At 61.9% G+C, this 22,533-nt stretch carries 21 protein-coding genes and 1 pseudogene; 9 read left to right on the plus strand and 13 right to left on the minus strand.

Going from position 1 to position 22,533, the window contains the following annotated elements:
• Positions 1 to 250: 250 nt before the first annotated feature.
• A complete protein-coding gene (locus AC0QUY_RS39455; protein ID WP_475391373.1) occupies positions 251 to 946 on the minus strand; it encodes a hypothetical protein in 696 nt (231 codons plus the stop codon).
• A gap of 382 nt (positions 947 to 1,328) precedes the next feature.
• On the opposite strand from AC0QUY_RS39455, the gene AC0QUY_RS39460 reads away from it, so the two are divergent.
• Positions 1,329 to 2,630: an ATP-binding protein gene (locus AC0QUY_RS39460; protein ID WP_475391396.1), complete on the plus strand. Its 1,302-nt coding sequence runs from the start codon at positions 1,329 to 1,331 to the stop codon at positions 2,628 to 2,630.
• A 247-nt stretch (positions 2,631 to 2,877) separates the two neighbouring features.
• Here the strand turns inward: AC0QUY_RS39460 and rnk are convergent, their stop codons facing one another.
• Both rnk and AC0QUY_RS39470 read right to left on the minus strand, forming a co-directional pair.
• Positions 2,878 to 3,291, minus strand: coding sequence for a nucleoside diphosphate kinase regulator (rnk, locus tag AC0QUY_RS39465; protein WP_475391375.1), 414 nt, complete (start codon positions 3,289 to 3,291; stop codon positions 2,878 to 2,880).
• 16 nt (positions 3,292 to 3,307) lie between these two features.
• On the minus strand, positions 3,308 to 3,793 hold the full coding sequence (locus AC0QUY_RS39470) for a GreA/GreB family elongation factor (protein WP_475391377.1): 486 nt from the start codon (positions 3,791 to 3,793) through the stop codon (positions 3,308 to 3,310).
• Positions 3,794 to 4,638: 845 nt separating this feature from the next.
• Between AC0QUY_RS39470 and AC0QUY_RS39475 the strand changes: the two genes are divergently transcribed.
• Together AC0QUY_RS39475 and AC0QUY_RS39480 are read left to right on the plus strand one after the other, a co-directional pair.
• On the plus strand, positions 4,639 to 5,337 hold the full coding sequence (locus tag AC0QUY_RS39475; RefSeq protein WP_475391381.1) for a hypothetical protein: 699 nt from the start codon (positions 4,639 to 4,641) through the stop codon (positions 5,335 to 5,337).
• 56 nt (positions 5,338 to 5,393) lie between these two features.
• Positions 5,394 to 5,597, plus strand: coding sequence for a hypothetical protein (locus AC0QUY_RS39480; RefSeq protein WP_475391382.1), 204 nt, complete (start codon positions 5,394 to 5,396; stop codon positions 5,595 to 5,597).
• Positions 5,598 to 5,711: 114 nt separating this feature from the next.
• On the opposite strand, the gene AC0QUY_RS39485 is transcribed toward AC0QUY_RS39480, so the two are convergent.
• The 4 genes from AC0QUY_RS39485 to AC0QUY_RS39500 form a co-directional block, all read right to left on the minus strand.
• A complete protein-coding gene (locus AC0QUY_RS39485) occupies positions 5,712 to 6,221 on the minus strand; it encodes a hypothetical protein (protein ID WP_161854759.1) in 510 nt (169 codons plus the stop codon).
• Positions 6,222 to 6,396: 175 nt separating this feature from the next.
• Positions 6,397 to 9,123 (minus strand): DNA gyrase subunit A, encoded by a 2,727-nt coding sequence (gyrA, locus tag AC0QUY_RS39490; RefSeq protein ID WP_475391384.1) that lies wholly within the window; start codon positions 9,121 to 9,123, stop codon positions 6,397 to 6,399.
• A gap of 203 nt (positions 9,124 to 9,326) precedes the next feature.
• Positions 9,327 to 9,725 carry a DUF2306 domain-containing protein gene (locus AC0QUY_RS39495; RefSeq protein WP_161854761.1) on the minus strand — a complete coding sequence of 133 codons (399 nt, stop codon included), beginning with the start codon at positions 9,723 to 9,725 and terminating at the stop codon, positions 9,327 to 9,329.
• 260 nt (positions 9,726 to 9,985) lie between these two features.
• Positions 9,986 to 10,474 carry a single-stranded DNA-binding protein gene (locus AC0QUY_RS39500; protein WP_475391385.1) on the minus strand — a complete coding sequence of 163 codons (489 nt, stop codon included), beginning with the start codon at positions 10,472 to 10,474 and terminating at the stop codon, positions 9,986 to 9,988.
• A gap of 501 nt (positions 10,475 to 10,975) precedes the next feature.
• Here AC0QUY_RS39500 and AC0QUY_RS39505 point away from each other — a divergent pair.
• The 3 genes from AC0QUY_RS39505 to uvrA all read left to right on the plus strand — a co-directional run bounded on the left by AC0QUY_RS39505 (position 10,976) and on the right by uvrA (position 15,870).
• The gene (locus tag AC0QUY_RS39505) at positions 10,976 to 11,737 is read left to right on the plus strand and encodes an outer membrane protein (RefSeq protein WP_161854763.1); all 762 of its coding nucleotides are present in this window, start codon (positions 10,976 to 10,978) and stop codon (positions 11,735 to 11,737) included.
• A 225-nt stretch (positions 11,738 to 11,962) separates the two neighbouring features.
• The gene (locus AC0QUY_RS39510) at positions 11,963 to 12,622 is read left to right on the plus strand and encodes an outer membrane protein (RefSeq protein ID WP_161856689.1); all 660 of its coding nucleotides are present in this window, start codon (positions 11,963 to 11,965) and stop codon (positions 12,620 to 12,622) included.
• Between the two features lie 263 nt (positions 12,623 to 12,885).
• Positions 12,886 to 15,870, plus strand: a complete 2,985-nt coding sequence (gene uvrA, locus AC0QUY_RS39515) for an excinuclease ABC subunit UvrA (RefSeq protein WP_475391387.1) — start codon at positions 12,886 to 12,888, stop codon at positions 15,868 to 15,870.
• A gap of 11 nt (positions 15,871 to 15,881) precedes the next feature.
• Here uvrA and AC0QUY_RS39520 read toward each other — a convergent pair whose 3' ends face one another.
• From AC0QUY_RS39520 to AC0QUY_RS39530, 3 genes are all read right to left on the minus strand, one after another.
• On the minus strand, positions 15,882 to 16,433 hold the full coding sequence (locus AC0QUY_RS39520; RefSeq protein WP_161854765.1) for an RNA 2'-phosphotransferase: 552 nt from the start codon (positions 16,431 to 16,433) through the stop codon (positions 15,882 to 15,884).
• Between the two features lie 442 nt (positions 16,434 to 16,875).
• The gene (locus AC0QUY_RS39525) at positions 16,876 to 17,823 is read right to left on the minus strand and encodes a YVTN family beta-propeller repeat protein (RefSeq protein ID WP_475391389.1); all 948 of its coding nucleotides are present in this window, start codon (positions 17,821 to 17,823) and stop codon (positions 16,876 to 16,878) included.
• Between the two features lie 2 nt (positions 17,824 to 17,825).
• Positions 17,826 to 18,368 (minus strand): SRPBCC family protein, encoded by a 543-nt coding sequence (locus tag AC0QUY_RS39530; RefSeq protein ID WP_475391391.1) that lies wholly within the window; start codon positions 18,366 to 18,368, stop codon positions 17,826 to 17,828.
• A 678-nt stretch (positions 18,369 to 19,046) separates the two neighbouring features.
• Here AC0QUY_RS39530 and AC0QUY_RS39535 point away from each other — a divergent pair.
• Positions 19,047 to 19,163: pseudogene (locus AC0QUY_RS39535) on the plus strand (PEPxxWA-CTERM sorting domain-containing protein); the annotation flags it as partial.
• Positions 19,164 to 19,272: 109 nt separating this feature from the next.
• Here the strand turns inward: AC0QUY_RS39535 and AC0QUY_RS39540 are convergent.
• The 3 genes from AC0QUY_RS39540 to AC0QUY_RS39550 form a co-directional block, all read right to left on the minus strand.
• Complete coding sequence (locus AC0QUY_RS39540) at positions 19,273 to 19,599, minus strand: PRC-barrel domain-containing protein (RefSeq protein ID WP_161854769.1); 327 nt, start codon at positions 19,597 to 19,599, stop codon at positions 19,273 to 19,275.
• Positions 19,600 to 19,770: 171 nt separating this feature from the next.
• The gene (locus AC0QUY_RS39545; protein WP_161854770.1) at positions 19,771 to 20,010 is read right to left on the minus strand and encodes a hypothetical protein; all 240 of its coding nucleotides are present in this window, start codon (positions 20,008 to 20,010) and stop codon (positions 19,771 to 19,773) included.
• Positions 20,011 to 20,023: 13 nt separating this feature from the next.
• Complete coding sequence (locus tag AC0QUY_RS39550; protein ID WP_161854771.1) at positions 20,024 to 20,800, minus strand: AAA family ATPase; 777 nt, start codon at positions 20,798 to 20,800, stop codon at positions 20,024 to 20,026.
• A 65-nt stretch (positions 20,801 to 20,865) separates the two neighbouring features.
• Here AC0QUY_RS39550 and AC0QUY_RS39555 point away from each other — a divergent pair, with 65 nt between their 5' ends.
• Both AC0QUY_RS39555 and AC0QUY_RS39560 read left to right on the plus strand, forming a co-directional pair.
• Entirely contained in the window at positions 20,866 to 21,204 is a 339-nt protein-coding gene (locus AC0QUY_RS39555; RefSeq protein WP_161854772.1) for a hypothetical protein, read from the plus strand.
• A gap of 528 nt (positions 21,205 to 21,732) precedes the next feature.
• The gene (locus AC0QUY_RS39560) at positions 21,733 to 22,395 is read left to right on the plus strand and encodes an outer membrane protein (protein WP_475391393.1); all 663 of its coding nucleotides are present in this window, start codon (positions 21,733 to 21,735) and stop codon (positions 22,393 to 22,395) included.
• Positions 22,396 to 22,533: the final 138 nt, after the last annotated feature.

Consider the following 22,533-nt stretch of genomic DNA (forward strand, 5'->3'; position numbering starts at 1 on the left):
CTCAGAACCTTCGTAAGATGGCCAAGCTGATCCCGATGCCCGCGTGAGCCTCATCAAGCCGACTCGTCCGCGGAACAGCGGGCGTTCACGACGAAACTACTGCCGCCTTTTTCAACGGAATCGGCCCCAAGCAGCGCGTAGCCCGGATGGAGCGAAGCGCAATCCGGGAACGATCTCGCCACAACGATCGGCTTATCCCGGGTTGCGCTGCGCTTCACCCGGGCTACTCGCTGGTTTGACGATCGATTGATTACTGTTGCTTTGCTGGCAACCGACGAAGCGCCCAGCTATTCCCGAAACGCACCAGCATCGCGTCGCAGTTGTTGTCCGGACACTTTTGGCCGGCGTCATCCGGAAACACGCGCAGGGCGATGTGATCATTATCGATCCAGCTCTGAAGCCGCCATTCCAGGAGCTCTTCCCTCCTGGCTTGCCATTCCAGTGAAAGCGAACCGTTCACGTTAGAGCCAATCGCAAGGTCATGCTCGCCGCCATAGGCATAATCATTGTCTATGACGATGAATCTTGATCCATCCGGCGAAAAATATGGCGTACCCGAGAGTCGCAGGACATTGCCCGTGCGCCCGCTGAGAAGTTCTACAGCACCGCCTTCATAGTATCTGATCGCGATCGAATAGACGTGCGCCTCGGGATGATACGCGGCGAGCCGATAGCTGATGCACCTCGCTGCGTCGTCGGTTTCGCAAGCCTTGCCTTCGTCTCGATATGCCTTTGACGCGCCGTTTTCGAGCCGCAGCGTCAGCAACTCGCCCTGGCGGCTCGCGAGTTTCCCGAACTCGCGCAAACAGGCAGCCTCCACGTCATCCGCTTGCTGGTTCTCGATATCAACGCCACAGGTCGCGGGTGCCGCATTCGGGCCGGCCTGAGCGGCGGCATAGCTGAGCAAAAGCAGCAACAAACATCCTGCGACCAGCAGATAAATCATTTTAACGAGCATATGGATCAGCCGTTTTTCGTGGACACCCCGCCAATGGCGCGCCTGCCCTAAAAATGAACTCTATCTTCAGTTGATGCGCTGATATCACACCTATCGCTTCTTGGGCACGTTCTGAACGTGCGGACGGCATTTTCCCATTGCTGGCTTAGGCCGATGCGATAGCTTATCCGGGGGGCTTGGGCAGGCAATGAAAGTAAGCGGCGAACCAACCAGATCGAAAAGCCGCGCAACGACCACGGCAAAGGGCCGCCGTGCGCCAAAGGCAGCGGCCATCCCCGGCCTTGCAAAAACAAAAGCCAAGAATCCCGCCAAAACGGAAATCGAACAGCTTACCCTCGAGCTGCAGGAAGCCAGGGAGCGGCAAGCGGCGATGGCGGAGGTCTTGAGCCTTATTTCGGACTCGCCGACCGGTATCCAGCCCGTGTTCGACCGCATCGTCAGGAACGCCGCGCGGCTCTGCCAGAGCGTGCTGAGCGCCGTCTATCGCCGGGAGGGAGATCATGTCCATCTGGTCGCGCATGACCAGTTTTCCCCGGAATCGGTCGCCGCGGTGCGCAAGGCCTACCCTGCCGCACTGACCAGCAAGAATCTGATCTCGGTCGCCATCCGCGAGCGCCGCGTCGTGCACGAGCCTGACGTGCTCGTCTCGGGCGGCTATAGCGACCTGCAGAAAACATCGGGCTATCGCAGCATCCTCGTCGTGCCGATGCTGCGCGACGAGGTCGCGATCGGTGCCATCGCAGTGATGCGGCTGAAGCCGCAATTATTTGCCAAGGCGCAGGTCGAGCTCCTGAAAACCTTTGCCGGACAGGCGGTCATCGCCATCGAGAACACGCGGCTGTTCACCGAGGTCCAGGAACGCACGACGCAATTGTCGCAATCGCTGGAAGATCTCCGCGCCGCGCAGGACAGCCTCGTGCAGACCGAGAAGCTGGCAGCGCTGGGAAGGCTGGTGGCGGGCGTGGCGCACGAGCTCAACACCCCCGTCGGCACCAGCCTCACGGTTGCCTCAGCATTCATAAACAAGGCCGATCGCTTTGAAGCCGATGTCGCCGGCGGCGGCGTGCGCCGGTCGAGCCTGACTGAATTCATTGCGGCAAGCCGCGAGGCGGCCTCGCAAGTCATGATCAATCTCAATCATGCGATCGATCTGATACAGTCGTTCAAGCAAGTTGCGGCCGATCGCAACGTTTCGGACCGCAGAGGCTTCGATCTCGGCGTGGTGACCGAACAGGTCGTCAAGGGACTGCGGTTCGGGCTGCGCAGAAATCTCGTGGTCAACGTCGCATGCGAGCCTGATCTGGCCATGAACAGCTATCCCGGCCCCTACGGCCAGGTGTTGACCAACCTGGTCATCAATTCCGCGGTGCACGCCTATCCGGATGGCGCGCGCGGAGCCGTCTATATCGCTGCCCAGGCGTCGGGCAAGCACAACGTCGAAGTGCTGTTCTCGGACGAGGGCTGCGGCATGAGCCCGGAAATCAAGCGCCAGGTGTTCGATCCGTTTTTCACGACCCGGCGCGACCAGGGCAGCACCGGCCTCGGACTGCACATCGTCCACAACATCGTGACCAATCGTCTGGGCGGCCGGATCAATCTGGAAACCAGACCCGGCGCGGGAACGAAAATCCGGATCATCGTGCCGCGCGAAGCGCCGCTTGCCGCGGAATGATGCGTATCAGACGACCTGCCGGCACTGCCGATCGGTCGCGATGAATTCGGGTCGCGGTGTGACGTATAGAAGCAATCTCTGTGAGGTGCCCCACTCGATCATGGACCGAGAGGGGCTACCTTGCAGGTTGGACCTTCAAGCCTTGAAGAACGTCGCAACATATAACACGGCAGCCAAAACGACGGTGATGCCGATAACCGTTAAAGCGGCTTGCCTAGTTGAAACGTCGCACATATCAAAGCCTCCTTCAGTTGGACACGCCCAGCACCGTCAAGGACCGCTTGTTGTGGCCTGGCGTTTGAAACTGGATGGCTTGGCCAACCGACAGGCCGATCAACGCAGCTCCGACCGGCGTAAGAACCGAGACGCGCTTTAACGTTATGTCCGCTTCGTGTGGATACACCAACACGACGTCACGGACTTCGCCGGTCTTGTCATCGCAGTACCGGACCTGGGAGCCCATGCGGACCACTCCGCGCAGATCGGAATTATCCGCCACCACTTTTGCACGCTCCATCTCCTGTGCAAGGAAATGGGCCACGCGCGGGAACAGCATCGCGCTCGAACTGGCCAGCGCGTTTAGACGCCTAGCCTCATCCTCCATCACCGTGATTGGCGGCAACACGATTTCAGGCTTGCTCTTGGAATTAGTCTTGCTCATTACTTTCTCTCCTTTCCTATGCTGCTGATGGTCCCGGATCATCGTCATCAAAGAGCTTTTTGCCCTTGACCACCGGATTGGAAAACAAAGCCCTGACAACATCATTCGCGTCACCTCGACTGACGCGTTCGATCCTGACGACGCTGGTGCGCCCAGCGATGAAGAAGGGGATTTCACTTCCGACCTTCAGGCCCACCAACGCTGCGCCCAACGGTGACATCACGGGGATTTGGGTTCGCTCGGACGCGTAGTCTTCGGGATACACCAGTTGCCTCGTCTCGCGAGGGAAGCCCCAGGTGATCCAGAACGTCACCCACGAACCCATGGTGACAATGCTGTCCAATCTGGCTGCGCCATCAGGGACGATTTCCGCATGGTTGATCTCACTCAACAGAAAGCGCGCGTCCACGTCGCCTTGATCTGCGCCTGCCAGCGCGAGCCGCTCCAAGCGGCGATAATCAGACGCCGGAAGAGTGACGTCTGGGATAGAGGGGTTGTTCACGACATGCCTCCTTGTTTGGGCTTCCCTCGCGGAAGAGCCACACACCAAATCTGTTTGATGAAGGAAGGGGGTATCCGGACGGCAAACTACCGTCCGGCTAGACTCCTGCTTGGAGGCGTCCGGCGTGCAAGCAACGCCGCGCGATGCGCGGATCGATGTCGAGAACGTGGATCATGTCGTGGCCACCATAGGACCTTCCACCGCGCCCTGTATCGCGACCAAAGACCGCACATCCCCTCAGGATGCCGGCAAGGGCTCAAGATGCTCGCCCAGGCGACTGTGCGACGAAGCGAGAGCGTTGTTTCAGCAGGGCTGCTGACGCCTTTGAACATGACTCGTGAAAGGTTGCTCAATGTCCGTTGGAGTCCATGCGCAGACATCGCGGATTGACTAACAACCACCCCAACGACAAGGCCAGAAGATGCTGCAGTAAGGTGCAGCAGCGCATGGGGGCGGTCCCCGCCACATCGACGCGGGCCGCAACATGAAATACTAAGTTTCAACAACTCCATCCAGGTTCGAGATCGGCCAGAAAACACCGGACGCCTTTCGCGCGGCAACAGGCGGGCACTCGGGCCTGGATCGTATTTCCGGGCCAGAATGAATCCACCGCGCTGCCGGATTTAAGCCGCATTGTGACCCAGGTCGCGGCCAAAGGTCGTGCCCGCGGGGGCGCAACACCGGGGTGTCCCATGTCCGGTCATTTGCGATTTTGCTTCGGCGCTTTTGTCTTTCTCGCAGGTCTGTCGACATCGCCTGCGTCTTCGAATCCTTTTGCAGACTGGTTCAATTTCGCTCCCCGGCAGGCCACTGCGCCCGCTGCCGCAGAAGCGGAAGCGGAGTGCTTGTCGCGGCCGGGCAAGTCGACGACGGCCGGCCAGCACTGGGTCTACCGTCTGGAAGGCGGGCGCAGATGCTGGTTCCAGACCGATGAGGCGATGGCGGTGAAAAAGCAGGCTCGTCATCGCGCCGCGAAGCCTCGTGTCACCGCTTCCGAGGAGAACGAGGCCGCGCAGAGCAAGCGCAAGGCGGTCGTGGATGCGCGTGCGGAGCTGCTGCGCTCCGCACCGGCGGAAACTTCTCCGCCGACGCCGCCCGCACCCAAGCTAAAGGTGGCCGATGCCGCTTCCGTCGTCCCTGCGGGCGCCGCAGCCCTCGTGCCGCCGGCACCCGTCGCCAACCGCGTGACCGACCAGCTCACGCTTGACCAAGCCACGTCGCGCCAGGTCGACGTGGAGACGCTTTTGGCAGCCGCGCCGGCCGACGCGGTTGCCGCCTCCGCCCCTTCTGCCGCACCGGTCGCCGCACCCAACTCCGAGGCAGCCGATGACGGCCGCGGCTGGACGGCAACCTGGCTTGGCGTGCTGCTGATGGCACTGGGCCTCGTCTCGGTCCTGGCCTCGAGCAGGACCGTTCGGGAGGCTACGCTGTTGATCCGGAGAACTACGGAGATTCTCGCAGCCCTAATTGGCACTGCCTTTGCTGTACACCTGAATGCGCCGCGAGCGCGTCCCAAACCAGACCAGCGCAGAGGCTACCAATGACAACTTCGCATCTACTTCAGACACTCCGGGGCACGGCAGCGGTGAACCGGTCACAAATGGCGAGACTGATCGAAAGCCTCTCGCGTTCGGTCGAGTTGCTCACCATCGAAATAGAACACGAGGAAACCCGCGCGGGTGTTTATGATCTGTCGGCCGTAACCTATTCGGTTTTGGCGCGGAGCCTGCGAGCCCGGAAGGACAACATCCGGATCACCATTGCTTCACTGGAGGCACAGCTCGACGCAACCGAGGCGGCGTAGCCGTATTTTGCTTAAGGTAGCTGTCGCGCCGCGGGAAAACCACGCGGCGCACCTCAACATGCTCCACGCCTGCCTGTGCCAGCCACGGCGGGGACGACGAGTTGGCAAGTCGGTTCAATTCTGCGACTGGGCTATCGGGCCGGCGCTCTCGCGAGGGCTGGAGGCGACTTGTGGCAAGGCAAGGGTGAAAGCATCGATCAGACGGCGCCGCCAGGGTTGCGTCAGCATCGATAGCTTGCCTTCGAGCAGAGCCGCCCGTTCCCGGGCTCCCACGCTTTCCGTGCTGACTTTGAGCAGTTCGGCCAGGAGCTTGTTCGTGCGTTCGCACTCTCGCTCGAAGTCGGCCCGATGGCCGCTGGCGATCACCTTCATCTCCGCCAGCTCGGTCTGCAAGCTCTCGATTCGCTGCTTCAGGGCGGTGACCACCTGGTGACCGGCCTGCGTTTGCGGCTGACGGGGTATTGGGGAATGGCTGAATTCGCTGAGATCGACCTGGACCAGCGTCTTGCCGTCGTTGGAGCGGGAGCGCGGCCATCGGTGTCGCTTCACCAGGGCACGCGCGGCCTCTGGCGAAACAGTAAGTCGTTCGCCCAGTTCGGCATACGTCAGCATCTCGACGGGCATGATTTTGCTCCCGTTGGCCGGACGGTCACCACCCGGATACAGCAAATGGTATCGATATATGGTTAAGGTCTGGTTTACTGCACCGGGAGCCCTGAAGTGGCGCGCGGGGGCTACGAGTTTCGTCATTCCGGGCTGCGTGGGTAGCACGCAGGCCCGAAATGACAGCCGGGCGGCGCTACCCGCCGTTTCCGTTCTCGCCGTTCTCGTCTTCCGAAATATGCTCGACCGACACCACGTGCTCGTCCTCGGCCGTATCGAACACGATGACGCCCTGTGTCGAACGGCCGGCGATGCGGATGTCCTCGACCGGGCAGCGGATCAGCTGGCCCTTGTCGGTGACCAGCATGATCTGATCGCTGTGCTCCACCGGGAACGACGCCACCAGCTTGCCGTTGCGGTTGTTGACACTCATCGCGACGATGCCTTTGCCGCCGCGTCCGGTGGTGCGGTACTCGTAGGACGAGGTGCGCTTGCCGAAGCCGTTGACGGAGACCGTCAGCACCACCTGCTCCTGCGCCGACATTTCGGCGTAGCGCTCCTGCGAGAGCTGAAGCGAGCCCGAGGTCTCCTCGCCTTCCACATCAGCAGGCTCTTCCGCCGCGGCTTCGCCGGCCACTGCGCGGCGCATCTTGAAGTAGGCCGAACGCTCGTCGGAGGAGGTCTCGACATGGCGCAGGATCGCCAGCGAGATCAGCTTGTCGCCCTCCGCCAGCGCGATGCCGCGCACGCCCATCGAGGTGCGGCCGGTGAAGACGCGGACATCGGTGACGGGGAAGCGGATGCACTGGCCGCCGGCCGCCGTCAGCAGCACGTCGTCATGCTCGGTGCAGATCTGGACGTCGACGATCGATTCGCCCTCCCCGAGCTTCATGGCGATGATGCCGGATCGGCGGACATCGACGAAGTCGGACAGCTTGTTGCGGCGAACGGTACCGCCTGTCGTGGCGAACATCACGTCGAGATTGGCCCAGGAGGATTCATCCTCCGGCAGCGGCATGATGGTGGTGATGCGCTCGCCCTGCTCCAGCGGCAGGATGTTGATCATCGCCTTGCCGCGCGCGTTGGGAGCCGCCATCGGCAGCCGCCAGACCTTTTCCTTGTAGACCTGGCCGCGCGAGGAGAAGAACAGCACCGGCGTATGGGTCGAGGCCACAAACAGCCTGGAGACAAAGTCCTCGTCGCGGGTCTGCATGCCCGCGCGGCCCTTGCCGCCGCGCCGTTGTGCCCGATAGGTCGAGAGCGGCACGCGCTTGACGTAGCCGGCGTGCGAGACCGTGACCACCATGTCCTCGCGCTGGATCAGGTCCTCGTCCTCGACCTCGCCTTCCTGCTCGACGATCACAGTCTTGCGCGGGGTGGCGAACTTCTGCTTCACCTCGGCCAGTTCGGTCTTGACGATCGCCTGAACGCGGGCGCGCGACCGCAGGATGTCGAGGTAGTCGGCGATCTCTGCCGCGAGCTTGTCGAGCTCTTCGGAAATCTCATCCCGCCCCAGTGCGGTCAGCCGCTGAAGCCGCAGGTCGAGGATGGCCTTGGCCTGCTCCATCGACAGCCGGATCGTACCATCGGCGTTGATGCGGTGCCTGGGATCGTCGATCAGCGTGATCATCGCCTCGACGTCCCGCGCCGGCCAGTCGCGCGACATCAGCGTATCGCGCGCGGTGTTCGGATCTGGCGAGGTTCGGATCACGCGGATCATTTCGTCGATATTGGCGACCGCGATCGCAAGGCCGACCAGAATATGGGCGCGGTCACGCGCCTTGCTGAGCCGGAACTTGGTCCTCCGGGTCACCACCTGCTCGCGGAACGCGATGAAGATGGTGAGCAGATCCTTCAGGGTCATCGTCTGCGGACGACCGGAATCCAGCGCCAGCATGTTGGCCGGGAAATTCGCCTGCAACGGCGTGAACCGATAGAGCTGGTTGAGCACGACATCGGGCACGGTTTCGCGCTTCAGTTCGATGACGACGCGATAACCGTCGCGGTCGGACTCATCGCGGAGATCGCCAATGCCCTCGATCTTCTTCTCTTTCACCAGATCGGCGATGCGCTCGACCATCGTCGCCTTGTTCACCTGGTAGGGAATTTCGGTGATGATGATCGCCTCGCGATCCTTGCGGATGGTGTCGATCGTCACCTTGCCGCGCATCACGATCGAGCCGCGGCCGAGGTGATAGGCGGAGCGGATGCCCTGACGGCCGAGAATAATGCCGCCGGTCGGGAAATCCGGGCCTGGTACGATGTTGATGAGGTCGTCAATCGTGAGCGCCGGATTGTCGATCAGCGCGACGCAGGCGTCGATGACTTCGCCGAGATTGTGCGGCGGGATGTTGGTTGCCATGCCGACGGCGATGCCGCCGGCGCCGTTGACCAGAAGATTTGGGAACTTGGCCGGCAGAACCGACGGTTCCCGCTCGGAATTGTCATAGTTGGGCTGGAAGTCGACCGTGTCTTCGTCGATATCGCCGATAACCTCCTGCGCCGACCGCGTCAGGCGCGCTTCGGTATATCGATAGGCCGCCGGGGGATCGCCGTCGATCGAGCCGAAATTGCCCTGCCCGTCGATCAGCGGTACGCGCATGGAGAAATCCTGCGCCATCCGGACCATCGCGTCGTAAATCGATTGATCGCCGTGCGGATGATACTTACCGATCACGTCGCCGACGACGCGCGCGGATTTGACGTATTTCTTGTCCGGCGTGTGTCCCTGCTCATGCATCGAGTAGAGAATGCGGCGGTGCACGGGCTTCAATCCGTCGCGCGCATCCGGCAGCGCACGCGCCACGATCACGCTCATGGCGTAATCGAGGTAGGAGCGTTTCATCTCGTCGAGGATGGAAACGGGACGGATATCGGAGCGCTCCGGCGGCTCGCCGGGCTTGTCGTCTTCGTTGTCGGACAAAGGGGAAATCCAGTCAGTTCTTAGTCGGGAATCATATAGCGCATCGGAGGTCCGATAACCACCCCGAAGCTTTCAAGTGGGAGCTGTTTTTCCGCTCGTTTTTTCATGGACTTACGGCATCGCAAGGAGGTTTCCCAACTGCTGCTGGAACGGTCATTTCCGGGTTGGACTGAAGCGCCAAAACGGCACCTGATTACCGTCTATTATGGACCGAAAACTACCGCATGCATGATCCGTCCCGGCAGGAACGTGAACACGCCGGCGACGACGAGCGCGCCGAAGAAGATCGAGATCATCGCCTTCTTATGCGCGCCGACATTGTGCCGGCGGGCGTGCAGAACCGCGAACACCAGCATGATCGGCGTGAAAATCGACAGCAGATGGATCGGGCTGAACGGGCCGAACATGCGGATCTCGTGGATCCAGAACCCGCTGACTGCGACCGCAAACATCAGCAGCACCCAGATCCAGCCGATGGTCCGGTGCGGCAAGGTCCCCTTTGGCGCGGCGAACTGTACGATGCCGAGCGCAAACGCCGCCATCGCTGCGAAGGCGTGCAGCGGGATCGTGCCGGGGGCCTCCAGCAACGGTGCGAGGCTCATGGTGGCCGCTCCAGACCGGTTGGCGTTCGAGGCTGGGAGCAGCTTAGGCGAAATACCTCATGCAAATATTAAGCAGATAACAGCGCGCCGAACCGGCCATGCGCTCGGATCGCAACGCGCCAACGAGCGCTTTCAGCCGAATGTAGATCGTTCTTGCGCCGGCACATTAAGTAAACCAGCCGTAAACGCCCGTTCTCGCAAGCGAATTTTTTGCGAAGCCAATGCGCCGCAAGGCCCTGCTCCAAAACGGGCGCCTTGCGCTAGAACGGGATGTCGTCGTCCATGTCGCTGTTGCGGCTGCCGGCCGCCACCGCCCGCCGCGGCGCCGAAGAGACCGGACCGCTGGAGCCGAAATCGCCGGAATCGTCGGAGCCGAAGCTGCCGCCTCCACCGCCGCCGCGGCCATCGAGCATGGTCAGGGTCGAGTTAAATCCCTGCAACACGACTTCGGTCGAGTATTTCTCGACGCCGCTCTGGTCGGTCCATTTGCGGGTCTGCAGCGCGCCCTCGATGTAAACCTTGGCGCCCTTCTTCAGGTATTGCTCGGCGACCTTGCAGAGCCCCTCGTTGAAGATCACGACTCGGTGCCATTCGGTCTTTTCCTTGCGCTCGCCGGTACCCTTGTCGCGCCAGGTCTCCGAGGTCGCGATGCTCAGATTGGCGATCGGCCGCCCGTCCTGTGTGCGTCGAATCTCCGGATCCTTGCCGAGGTTACCGACCAGAATCACCTTGTTCACACTTCCCGCCATCGCCGCTCTCCACTCGATATCGCCGGCAAAAATCATTGGCCCGCTATCGCCGGACGTCTTCAATTCTTGACCTGTCGCTTGGCCTGTCGCCTGTCCGCTTTTTGGACATCCGACCCGACCCTATACGCTCGCAGGCCCCGCTGACTTGGCGATCCCTCGCCAAGCCGGCGGTTATCCACATATAGCATCGCCCGGCCGCATGTTCCAGCTTTGTTCCCGCCAACACCCCACCCAGCGCCTGGCCGCGACGTTACAACCGCTAGGCGAACCCCGGGAACCCACGGAAAGCCGACTTGGAACCCGAAAAGTTCCCTCCGTTGTTCCAATTATACCAGCATAATCATGGTGTTGTGCATATAACTTGGCTCTCGCCTGTTGCATCCGGGACACGCCATTTTTGCGCGAGTCGCGATATAGAATTACCCATCGGCGCGGGCGTTCGCGTCATCACGGCAACGCTTCGGGACCAACGGGAAGCGGGCAAGAGCTGGAGATCAGAGGATGAAGAAGTTTCTGTTAGGTACGGTTGCTCTCATCGCGTTCGCTGCGCCTGCCGCGGCCGCCGACCTGCGGGCGCGGCCCATCACCAAGGCGCCGCCGGCACCGGTCGCCGTGGTCTACGATTGGACAGGCTTCTACATCGGCGCAAACGGTGGCTGGGGTTCCAGCCGCAAGTGCTGGGATCTCACCAACGATGGCGTGGGTCCTGTAGTTCCGGCCTTCCACGAAGGCTGCCACGATGCAACCGGAGGCACCGCCGGCGGTCAGCTCGGTTATCGCTGGCAAGCTGGCACCTGGGTGTTCGGTCTTGAAGGCCAGGGCAACTGGGCCGACTTCAGGGGCGACAATGTGAGCCTGTTCGATCCGACGCTCCGCAACGAGTCGCGCATCGATGCGTTCGGCCTGATCACGGGCCAGGTCGGTTACGCCGCCAACAACGTTCTGTTCTACCTCAAGGGCGGTGCGGCCGTTACGGCGGATCGTTTCCGCATCCGCGATGTTGCCTCGGGCGTCGTGATTGCCAACACCGGTGACGACACCCGCTGGGGTGGCGTGGTCGGCGCGGGCATCGAATTCGGCTTTGCCCCCAACTGGTCGGCCGGCATTGAATATAACCACTTGTTCATGCAGGACCGCACCCACGACTTCGTCACCACCGTGGGCGGCCTCGCCTTCGGCAGCGACCGCATCCGCCAGGACGTCGATCTCGTCACCGTTCGCGTGAACTACCGGTGGGGTGGCCCGGTGATTGCGAGGTACTGATCTACGCCTTCACCGAAGATGAAAAGGCCGGCCTTTGCGCCGGCCTTTTTGTTTGGTTGTACCGCGGGTTCGTCGACACCCGCGCCGGTTGCAGAGTACCTACTTTTGCCGCGGATGTGGTTTTTCGGCGACAGCCTTTTGCGGGAACTTCAAGCTATATGCGCGAGCAACCTCAAATTGACGGCTGAGGAAAGTTTGCGTTGGAGCCGCGAAAGGAAAAAGAAAGTGAAAAAGATTCTGCTGACCACCACCGGTTTGATCGCGTTTGGGATGGCGCCCGCGATCGCCGCCGATCTTCCCGCGCGGGCCTACACCAAGGCACCCGCCGCCGCGATTGCGATCAATAACTGGACCGGCTTCTACCTCGGCGCGATGGGCGGCTACGCCCAGGAGAATTCGTCGGGCATCGGCACGCTGAGCGGCGGATTCGCTGGCGGCACCGCCGGCTACAACTGGCAGATGGGCAACGTCGTCCTCGGTCTCGAAGCCGACGCCGCTTGGGCTGACGTGGGTGCGAACGTGGGCCTCTTCGGGGGTCTCGCCTCGGTCGACTACACGATTCGCTCGATGGGTACCGTTCGCGGCCGCGTCGGCTACGCCTTCGATCAGGTCCTCGTCTACGGCACCGGCGGCTACGCCTGGTCCGACAACCGCTTCACCGCAACCGCGCTCGGCGTGAGCGTCTCGGACGATCGCTTCCACTCGGGCTGGACCCTCGGCGCCGGTGTTGAGGTCATGTTCGCACCGAAATGGTCGGTCAAGGCCGAGTACCTCTATAAGAGCCTCGAAGGCGGCACCTACTTCGGCAACGCCGTCGCGGGCGGCGTTCAGGTCGGAACGATCAACCTGAACAGCGTTCAGGTCGGCGTGAACTATCACTTCTAAGCTTTCTCAACTGAAGCTGCACGCGCCTCCGTTCCGAGACCCGGAACGGAGGCGTCTTGTTTTGAGTTCCGGCTCGCGCTGCTGACGGCTGCTGCCAAAACGTTGATGGCGCAAAACAATCCGTTGATGATTCGCGCGCGGCACTGGATATTCCCTGCCGTTCTTCCTATGTTCCGACTTTCACTCATCGGCGCCTGATCCCGGTTCGCTCCGGCAATGCGCGCCCAACGCGGCGCGCGACAAGCGTGCCTGGAAATGCCGATATGGATGAAGTGCTAAGGGCGAAGCGCCAACAGAACGCCGGCTCCGCATCGCGTGCGATCACGATTCGCGGTGCGCGCGAGCACAATCTCAAGAATGTCGATCTCGAGATTCCCCGCGACAAACTGGTCGTGTTCACTGGCCTCTCCGGCTCCGGCAAATCCTCCCTCGCTTTCGACACCATCTATGCCGAAGGCCAGCGCCGCTACGTCGAATCGCTCTCGGCTTACGCGCGTCAGTTTCTGGAGATGATGCAGAAGCCTGATGTCGATCAGATCGACGGCCTCTCGCCTGCGATCTCGATCGAGCAGAAGACGACGTCGAAGAATCCGCGCTCCACTGTCGGCACCGTCACCGAAATCTACGACTATATGCGCCTGTTGTGGGCGCGCGTCGGCGTGCCCTATTCGCCGGCCACCGGCCTGCCGATCGAAAGTCAGATCGTCTCGCAGATGGTCGACCGCGTGCTGGCGCTGCCCGAAGGCACCCGCCTCTATCTGCTGGCGCCGGTCGTGCGCGGGCGCAAGGGCGAATACAAGAAAGAGATCGCCGAATGGCTCAAAAAGGGTTTTCAGCGCGTCAAGATCGACGGCACCTTCTATGAGCTCTCGGACGCGCCAGTTCTCGACAAGAAATTCCCGCACGACATCGATGTGGTGGTCGACCGCATCGTGGTCCGTCCCGATCTCGGCCAGCGCCTCGCCGAAAGTTTTGAGACCGCGCTGAAGCTCGCTGAGGGCCTAGCCGTGATCGAATATGCGGATGCCCCGGCGGGCGCGGCGGAAGAGAAGAAGTCCGACAAGAAGACCGCAAAAATCCACGACAAGAGTGGACCGGAGCGAATTCTGTTTTCGGAAAAATTCGCCTGCCCGGTTTCCGGCTTCACGATCCCGGAGATCGAGCCGCGGCTGTTCTCGTTCAACAATCCCTACGGCGCCTGCCCCGCCTGCGGCGGCCTCGGCGTCGAGCAGCATATCGACGAGGACCTCGTCATTCCCGACAAGGAGCTGACGCTACGCAAGGGCGCCATCGCGCCCTGGGCCAAATCATCCTCGCCCTATTACATCCAGACGCTGACCGCGCTTGGAAAATTCTACAAGTTCACGCTCGACACCAAGTGGAAGGACCTGCCGAAGAAGACGCAGGCAGCGCTGCTGCACGGCTCCGGCGACGACGAGATCAAATTCTCCTACGAGGACGGCGTTCGCTCCTACGACACCAAGAAACCGTTCGAGGGCGTCATCACCAATCTCGAACGGCGCTATCGCGAGACCGAGAGCGAGTGGGCGCGCGAGGAACTGGCAAAGTATTTCTCCGACATCCCCTGCGCCGGCTGCAACGGCCATCGGCTCAAGCCCGAGGCCCTCTGCGTCAAGATCGGCGGCAAGCATATCGGCGAGATTTCCGAACTCTCGGTGAAGCGCGCCGGCGAATGGTTCGAGAGCGTGCCTGCCGCGCTGAATGCGCAACAGAACGAGATCGCCACGCGCGTGCTGAAGGAGATCCGCGAGCGGCTGTCCTTCCTGCTCGATGTCGGCCTGAATTATCTGACGCTGTCGCGATCCTCCGGCACGCTGTCCGGCGGCGAAAGCCAGCGCATCCGCCTGGCCTCCCAGATCGGCTCGGGACTGACCGGCGTGCTCTACGTGCTGGACGAGCCGTCGATCGGCCTGCACCAGCGTGACAATGCGCGGCTGTTGGAGACGCTGAAGCGGCTGCGCGACCTCGGCAATACCGTGATCGTGGTCGAACATGACGAGGACGCCATTCGCCTCGCCGACTACGTGCTCGATATCGGCCCCGGCGCCGGCATGCATGGCGGCCACATCGTGGCACAGGGCACGCCCGCCGAGGTCATGAAGAACCCGAAGTCGCTGACCGGCAAATACCTCACCGGCGAATTGTCGGTGGCGATCCCCGAGCGCCGGCCGCCGAACCATCGCCGCACCATCAAGGTCGTCAACGCCCGCGGCAATAATCTGAAGAATGTCTCGGCGGAGATTCCGCTCGGCCTGTTCACCTGCGTGACGGGAGTTTCCGGCGGCGGCAAGTCGACCCTTCTGATCGACACGCTCTACCGCGCGATTGCCCGAAAACTCAACAACGCCAGCGAGGGCGCGGCCCCGCACGACCGCATCGAGGGGCTGGAGCATATCGACAAGATCATCGACATCGACCAGTCGCCGATCGGCCGCACGCCGCGCTCCAACCCCGCGACCTATACCGGCGCCTTCACGCCGATCCGCGAATGGTTCGCCGGCCTGCCCGAAGCCAAGGCGCGCGGCTACGAGCCCGGCCGCTTCTCCTTCAACGTCAAGGGCGGCCGCTGCGAGGCCTGCCAGGGCGATGGCGTCATCAAGATCGAGATGCACTTTTTGCCCGACGTCTACGTCACCTGCGATACCTGCAAGGGCAAGCGCTACAACCGCGAGACGCTCGAAGTCCTGTTCAAGGGCAAGTCGATCTCCGACGTGCTCGACATGACGGTGGAAGAAGCCGCCGAATTCTTCAAAGCCGTCCCCCGCGTCCGCGAGACCTTCAAGACGCTGCACCGCGTCGGCCTCGACTACATCCATGTCGGCCAGCAGGCGACAACGCTCTCGGGCGGCGAAGCCCAGCGCGTCAAACTGGCCAAAGAACTCTCAAAGCGCGCCACCGGCCGCACGCTCTATATCCTCGACGAGCCGACAACGGGCCTGCACTTCCACGACGTCGCAAAACTCCTGGAAGTGCTGCACGAGCTGGTCGCCCAGGGCAACACGGTGGTGGTGATCGAGCACAATCTGGAGGTCATCAAGACCGCCGACTGGGTCATTGACCTCGGCCCCGAAGGCGGCGACGGCGGCGGCGAGATCGTCGCCTGGGGCCCGCCGGAGGACATCGTCAAGGCGCCGCGGAGCTATACGGGGAAGTTTTTGGCCCCGGTGCTGAAGAAGGCTGATGGCAAGCCAAGGAAGGCAAGCAGCGCGAGTGAGGCGGCGGAGTAGCTCTTCGCAGCCTAATCTGCCGCGGTTGACGACAAGAACTCCGGCGGCACTCGATCCGTCAGCCAGACACCGTTGTCAGCGAGGTAGAACTTCATGCCACTCGCATGCATGGCTAGCGCGTCGATCTTAAAGATATGCGGCTTGCCATGTCGCGCACCCACACGACGGGCCGTCTCTTCATCGCGGGAGAGATGAACCTGCTGGCGGGCCTGCGGCCTGAGCCCCTGTTCAAGTATTGCTTCCACAAACCGCGTCGCTGTCCCGTGATACAGCACCGGCGGCGGTTCTTTGGGCGACAACCCGAGTTCAACGGACACAGAATGCCCCTGGGCTGCCCGAATGCGCAGCCCATCTGCCGAGACCGAAAATCGCTTCTTATCGCTTGTCTCGACGACGTGAAGCAGCTCTGTCCGGTCGAACTTCGTGCCGAGGGCACTGGCCTTGTCGATCAGTTCTCCGATGTTGGCCCACCCTTGGGAATCCAGCGCAAGCCCGATCGCATCCGGCTTGTGACGCAGGACGAGACTCAAGAACTTGCTTAGCTGCGTTTGATCGATCGACATTCTACCTAAACAAGCTCAGTTGCCTGCTGAATTCCCGCGCTTCTCTAGCGACACTGCGATGCGTTCCAGAAAGACGTTCATCCGTCGGGTCTCCGCGACCTGTTGCTCGTAAAGCTCGGCCCAGTTGGCTCCGGACGGTCCACGTCCCCGATATCCCCTCGAAAGCCATAGCCACACCGCCATCAGCACTACGAACGGCAACCATGAGGCCGCTAACGCCATCCAATCATTCATAAGAAACGTCTCCGGTTTCACCGCGCGTCCGCGCATCTGCATGAGCAGCGGCGACTTGAATGCGACTGATGGCATAACGCAATGCGCTACGCAATCTTACATTGATGATGACCTAAACGTGTAGGATGGGTAGAGCGCAGCGAAACCCATCACCTTCGCCAACGGTGGGTTTCGCTTCGCTCTACCCACCCTACGCAGTACGCTCGCTCTACCGCCGCAAGAACCTTCCGAACGCGCGCGGCCCGTCGCCGACCTTGATCTCGCCTGTCACCTTGAGCTCGGCCGCATCGATCACGCTGATCGAGTTGCTCTCCCAGTTCGCCACGATGACGCGCCTGCCATCCGCCGTCGCCGCGATTCCTTCCGGATAGTCGCCCACGGTGATGCGCTTGATCGGCGCCAGCGTGGCGAGATCGAACACGCTGACGGTGCCGTCGTACTGGTCGGTGACGAAGCCGCGGCCCTGGGCGAGCGCCACTGCATAGGGGCGCAAACCCGTCTTCACGCGTCCAATCTCCTTGTGTTCGGCGATGTCAATCACCGACACGTCGTTCGAGCCGACATTCGCTGTGTAGGCGCGCCGGCCCTCGGCATCGATCGTAATGCCAAACGGGCGCGTCCCGACCTTGACGACGGCCCGCCGCTCGCGCGTTGCGGTATCGATGACGGACACGCTGTCGGCGTCGCGGTCCGCCGAGAGCAGGAGCCGCCCGTCCGGCGTCACCGCGAGACCCGAGGGCGATGCGCCGACCGTGATATTTGCGATCACGCGCTGCTCCCTGGGATCGATCACCCGCACCGCCGCGGCGTACCAGTCGGCGACATAGACGGTGGCGCCATCCGGCGTCACGGCGACACCGAGTGGGCCGCCGCCGACGTCGATCTTGCCGACGATCCGGCGTGCGGCGGCATCGATCACCGTCAGCGCCTTGATGTCCGGGCTCGTCACATAGGCGAAGCGTCCGTCCGGGGTGATCGCGACGCCCGCAGGCTTGCCGCCGATCGCGATGGTCGCGACCGGCCGCAAGGATGTGAGATCCACGACCGTCAGATTTTCGCTGAGCTGGTTGGTGACGAACGCCTCCTCGGCCCAACCCTGCCCGGCCAAGGCGGAGCCAATGCCGGCGACGAGCGCCGCCAGGGCAACGGCCCGCACGATCAGCTTCCGCTTTCGACCTTCTTCTTCAGCGCCTCGAGGCCTGCGCGATAAAGCCCGCTCACCGCCTTCACCGCGGCCGCATCGCTCAGCTCCGGCGGCGGATCGTTGTTGGGAAAGCCGCGATAGAACGCGCCGGCCCACTCCAGGCTGCTCCCCTTGCCGTCGGCGCTGGGGGTGACCGTCAGGGTGGACGAATAGTTGGTGACCGGCAGCACCTTCACGTCGACGGCCGTGATCCGGTAGGAATAGGTCATCTTCTCGGCATCGTACTTGTAGAGCTCCTCATCGACGGTCGCGCCATCAGCGAGCGTCAACCGCCGCGTGGCCTCGATCTCGTTGCCTTTCGCGCCCTCGGTCTTGCTGACCGGCTGCAGCCAGCTCATGTCCTGGAAATTGCCGATCACCGCCCACACCTTGGTCGGCGGCGCGTTGATCTCGATCGATTCCCGCACCTTCTGGCGGGTTGGCCCGTGCGCCCAGGCGGTCCCCATCACCGCCAGCGCCATCACCACGGCGCCCACCCTCGCAATCGTCACGCTCATGTCGTTTCCCCACTCTATTGTTGGCCCCGCGTCGGCGCGGTGGCGACATCGTCATGCATTTTCGCACTAAAAAAGGCTGGTTCGTGGCGCTGCCGGACAGGTGCCGCGCAGGATGCAATGCATCGTGCATTGGATAGTTGAGGGGGCAGTTGAATGAATATCCGCCATTTAATACTGGGTTTTGCCGCGGTGGTGGCCGGCGCAAACATGCCGTCTCCAGCGACCGCCGCGATCATTAACGGCAGCGCCACGGGGCTTAATTCCCCCGTGACAACAATCACCTTCGACGAGGTCGTTCTATCGCAGTATACACCCGTCACGAACCAGTTTGCCGCGTTCGGGGTGAGCTTCTCCCCCGCGATATACTATTCGCCGCCGCAGATCGGATATCCCAACATCGTGGGTAACGCCGTGGGTAACTGGGATGCCTCGGCGGCAGCGCAGTCTTCGGTAACTCTTGCATTTACGAACCTCCAGACTGCGGCGGCATTTGCGCTGGTGAGCAATGATACAAGTTACACCCTTACGGCGCTGTTGGGCGGAAGCACAGTGGAAAGCTTCTCGACAAGCGTCGGTGCCAGCGCCAATGATTTTTATGGATTTAGTGGCGTCGCGTTCGATTCAATCCGGGTGACTTCGAACAACAACGATTTTTTCCTGATCGACAACGTGCAATTCGGCGCCGTCAGCGCCGTGCCTGAACCATCGACATGGGCCATGCTCATTCTGGGCTTTGCCGGTGTCGGCTACATGGCCTATAGGCGGCGCGGTCCCGCCGCTTCTGCCGTCGCCTGAGCGTCGGTCTCGTCAGAGAGTAACAGAAAGCTCGTAACGCGGAATAGCGCAGGCTATTCCGCTTCCTTCGTTCGACCGCGCGGCGCGATTTCGTTCATCCCCGACGTCGCTACACCGTCCAATAGTGCGGATGCGGGCGCGAGCGATCGCCCCAATCGAAGGCCTCTTCATCGAGCTCGGACGGGCCCGCGCGCAAATCCTCCAGCGTCACGTCGGTCTGGTAGGCTTGGCGTGCGGAATCAAATCGGAGAGCGTCCCAGCGGATCGGACAGTGATGGTGGCTGCCGAGCAGCCCTCCGGTCTTGATCACGGCGTAGGCCACGGTTCCGCTCACCTTGTCGAGCATCAGCCGCTCGATCGAGCCGAGTTTCGTGCCATCGCGCCCGTACACGTTCACGCGCTCGACGCGATCGCTGGGCACCAGGGTATGAGGCATGGCGTCCTCCCTGCTTTCCCTTGTTCATTCGGCATCATAGCACAAGCGGGCTCGGCGTGGCTGCCTCACCCTGCGACAAAGTCTGCAGTTGTGTAGGATGGGGGGAGCGCAGCGATACCCCTCGCGTCGCGCGAATGCCGGATTTCGGCGCGATCCCGCCCGACTTGGACATCAACGCCGCGTGGTCGGATCATTGAGAAGCACCTCAAGAAAATAACGGCACGCCTCGTCTTCATCGGGAAACTCACGAAGGGCGTTCATATTTCCGCGCTCGTAATAATAGGTGCGCCAAACGCCTCCACTTCTTTCCAATCGATACTGCTCGTGGTCGGCCCCAATTCCCTCGACACTAAACGCGCGCGGCCGCACCCCACGGTCTGACAAAATTCTTTGTAGTTCCGCGATGTCCATTAGGGCAACGCCCTCACTCCTCGATCGCCGCCTCGACGAACCCGTCCGGGTCATCGCAGAACTCGCGCAGGACCTTGTAGTGGTCCGTCTCGCGCACCGCCACCGGCTCCAGCCCGTATTTCGTCAGCCGCAGCAACGTCGCGTTGGGATACGCCATCAGCATTGGTGCGTGCGTGGCCATGATGATCTGGCAATGGCCGACGTTCTCCATCCGTCGCATCAGTTTCAGAAACTCGATCTGCCGCGCCGGCGACAGCGCGGATTCTGGTTCGTCGAAGATGAAGATGCCCTGCCGCTGGCAACGCTCTTCGAAGAAACGCAGAAAGCCTTCGCCGTGGGAATGAGACAGGAAGTCCGGCGGAGGGCCTCCTCCCTTTGGATATTTCTGAGCCATCTCGTCTAAGTATCGGGCAACCGAGAAAAAGCTTTCGGCGCGGAAAAACCAGCCATTGGTGATTTTGGGTAGCCAGCTCGCCCGCAACGCGTTGGACAATTGTCCCCCCATTTTTTCCAACGCCCAGGAGTGGTCGACTGTCATGTACCCCTTGCCGCCGCCGGCTTCGTCATAGCCGGCGAGCACGGCGATGCCCTCGAGCAAGGTGGATTTGCCCGTCCCGTTCTCGCCGACGATGATGGTGATCGCCCGGTCAAAGCTCAGCTCGAAATCGTCGCGCAGCAACGGGAGGCAGAACGGATAGGCCTCGCGGTTGGTGATCCGTGACGGCTCGAGCCAGACGCGCTTGAGATACGGCGCCGGCAGGTTGATCGGACGATTGCGTCGGGAGGCCATGAATTCGGTTCTCTGGAAACAAAGTCGTTCGTAACGGTTATACAGCCAATACCGTACAATCCTAGATGGTACGCCACCCCGTGCAAAGCGCCACCTATGCAATCTTCCGCAACGCCATCCTCTCCGGGCAGCAGGTCGTCTGCCGCTACGGCGGCCGCGGCCGCGAACTCTGCCCGCATATCATCGGCACCAATCGACGGGGCGAAGAGGTCGTGCTGGCCTGGCAGTTCGCCGGCGAAAGCAGTGGTCCGCTGCCGCAATGGCGCTGCCTGAAACTCGCCGAGGTCAGCAACGCCCGCACGCGCACAGGCCGCTGGCATGAGGGCAGCTCGCATCGCACGACACAGACTTGCGTCAGCGATATCGATCTCGACATCAACGTCCATGTGCGCCGGCGCAGGTGAGGCAATCGTTAGCAAACGTGTCGCGAGCTCGCGAAACTATATCCACCCGTCATTGCGAGCGAAGCGAAGCAATCCATTGTCACCTCATGCGCGCAAAGATGGATTGCTTCGCGGAGCCTGTCATCGGGCGCGCATTCGCGCGACCCGTTGGCTCGCAATGACGTGGATAGGCCGGTGCGTACCAACATTCGCATGCGCGAACACAATCCCGATCGAACGCAATCGTGTCACCTCTCGCGCATTTCGAGAACGCATTCTGCGCCACACGTCGCCGCATCGCTGTCGAAATAGCAACCTGCCCGCGCCAATGAGCGGACGTGCTTCGGTCCAATTTTTGCCGGCATACATGTCGTATGGTTAATCCTGCGAACGACGTTCTCACATCCGCACAAACGTCGCTTGCGGACGATTCTTTCGGGGCGCGTTCGCGCTCACTTCCAGAACCTTACGTCACCGTGCCGGTGCAATCGGTCCGCTCTTGGGGGCCTGCAGGGGATTATACGAGTGTTCAACTACAGGGGACAAACTATGAAACGACTACTTCTAGCTGGTGCAGCCATTCTGTCGGCCGCCACCGCGGCCTCGGCCGCCGACCTGCGGGCGCGGCCCTACACGAAGGGTCCGGCGCCGGCGGTGGTGTCTCCGGCGTACAACTGGTCCGGCTTCTATATCGGCGCGATGGGCGGCTATGGCTGGGAGACTGATGCGGGCAGCGGCGGCTTCGGCGGCGGCACGATCGGCTACAACTGGCAATTCCCCGGCAGCCAGTTCGTCTTCGGTATCGAAGTCGACGCCGCCGGCGCCAGCATCAAGGACAGCGTCACCGAGGATCTTGGCGGCGGGCTTCTGGTCACCTCCGAAACCAAGATCAACTCATTCGGCAGCGTGACCGGCCGCGCCGGTTTTGCGATCGATGCAGCCCTGCTCTACGCCAAGGGCGGTTATGCCTGGGCCAACAACAAGGCCTCCATTTCAGCGATCGGGCAGACGTTCTCGGATAACCAGACTCATACGGGCTTCACCATCGGCGGCGGCCTCGAATACATGTTCACGCCGAACTGGTCGGCCAAGGGCGAATACATGTACACGAGCCTCGGCGGCGAAACCTACAATCTGGGCGGCATCCCGCTGGATTCCGGCAACTTCGACTTCCACACCATCAAGGTCGGCGTGAACTATCACTTCAGGTAAGCCGAGAAACTGTAGATGGGGTAACGGGCCCCGGTCCACCCTCCAGGCAAGCCGCGCTTGCTACGGCGGTGTTGGGTGGCGCGCTTCGCGCGACCTGCCTGGAAGGCGGGCGGTCGTCCCTCACATTGATGGTGTTAC

The sequence above is a fragment of the Bradyrhizobium sp. WYCCWR15520 genome (assembly GCF_056174665.1).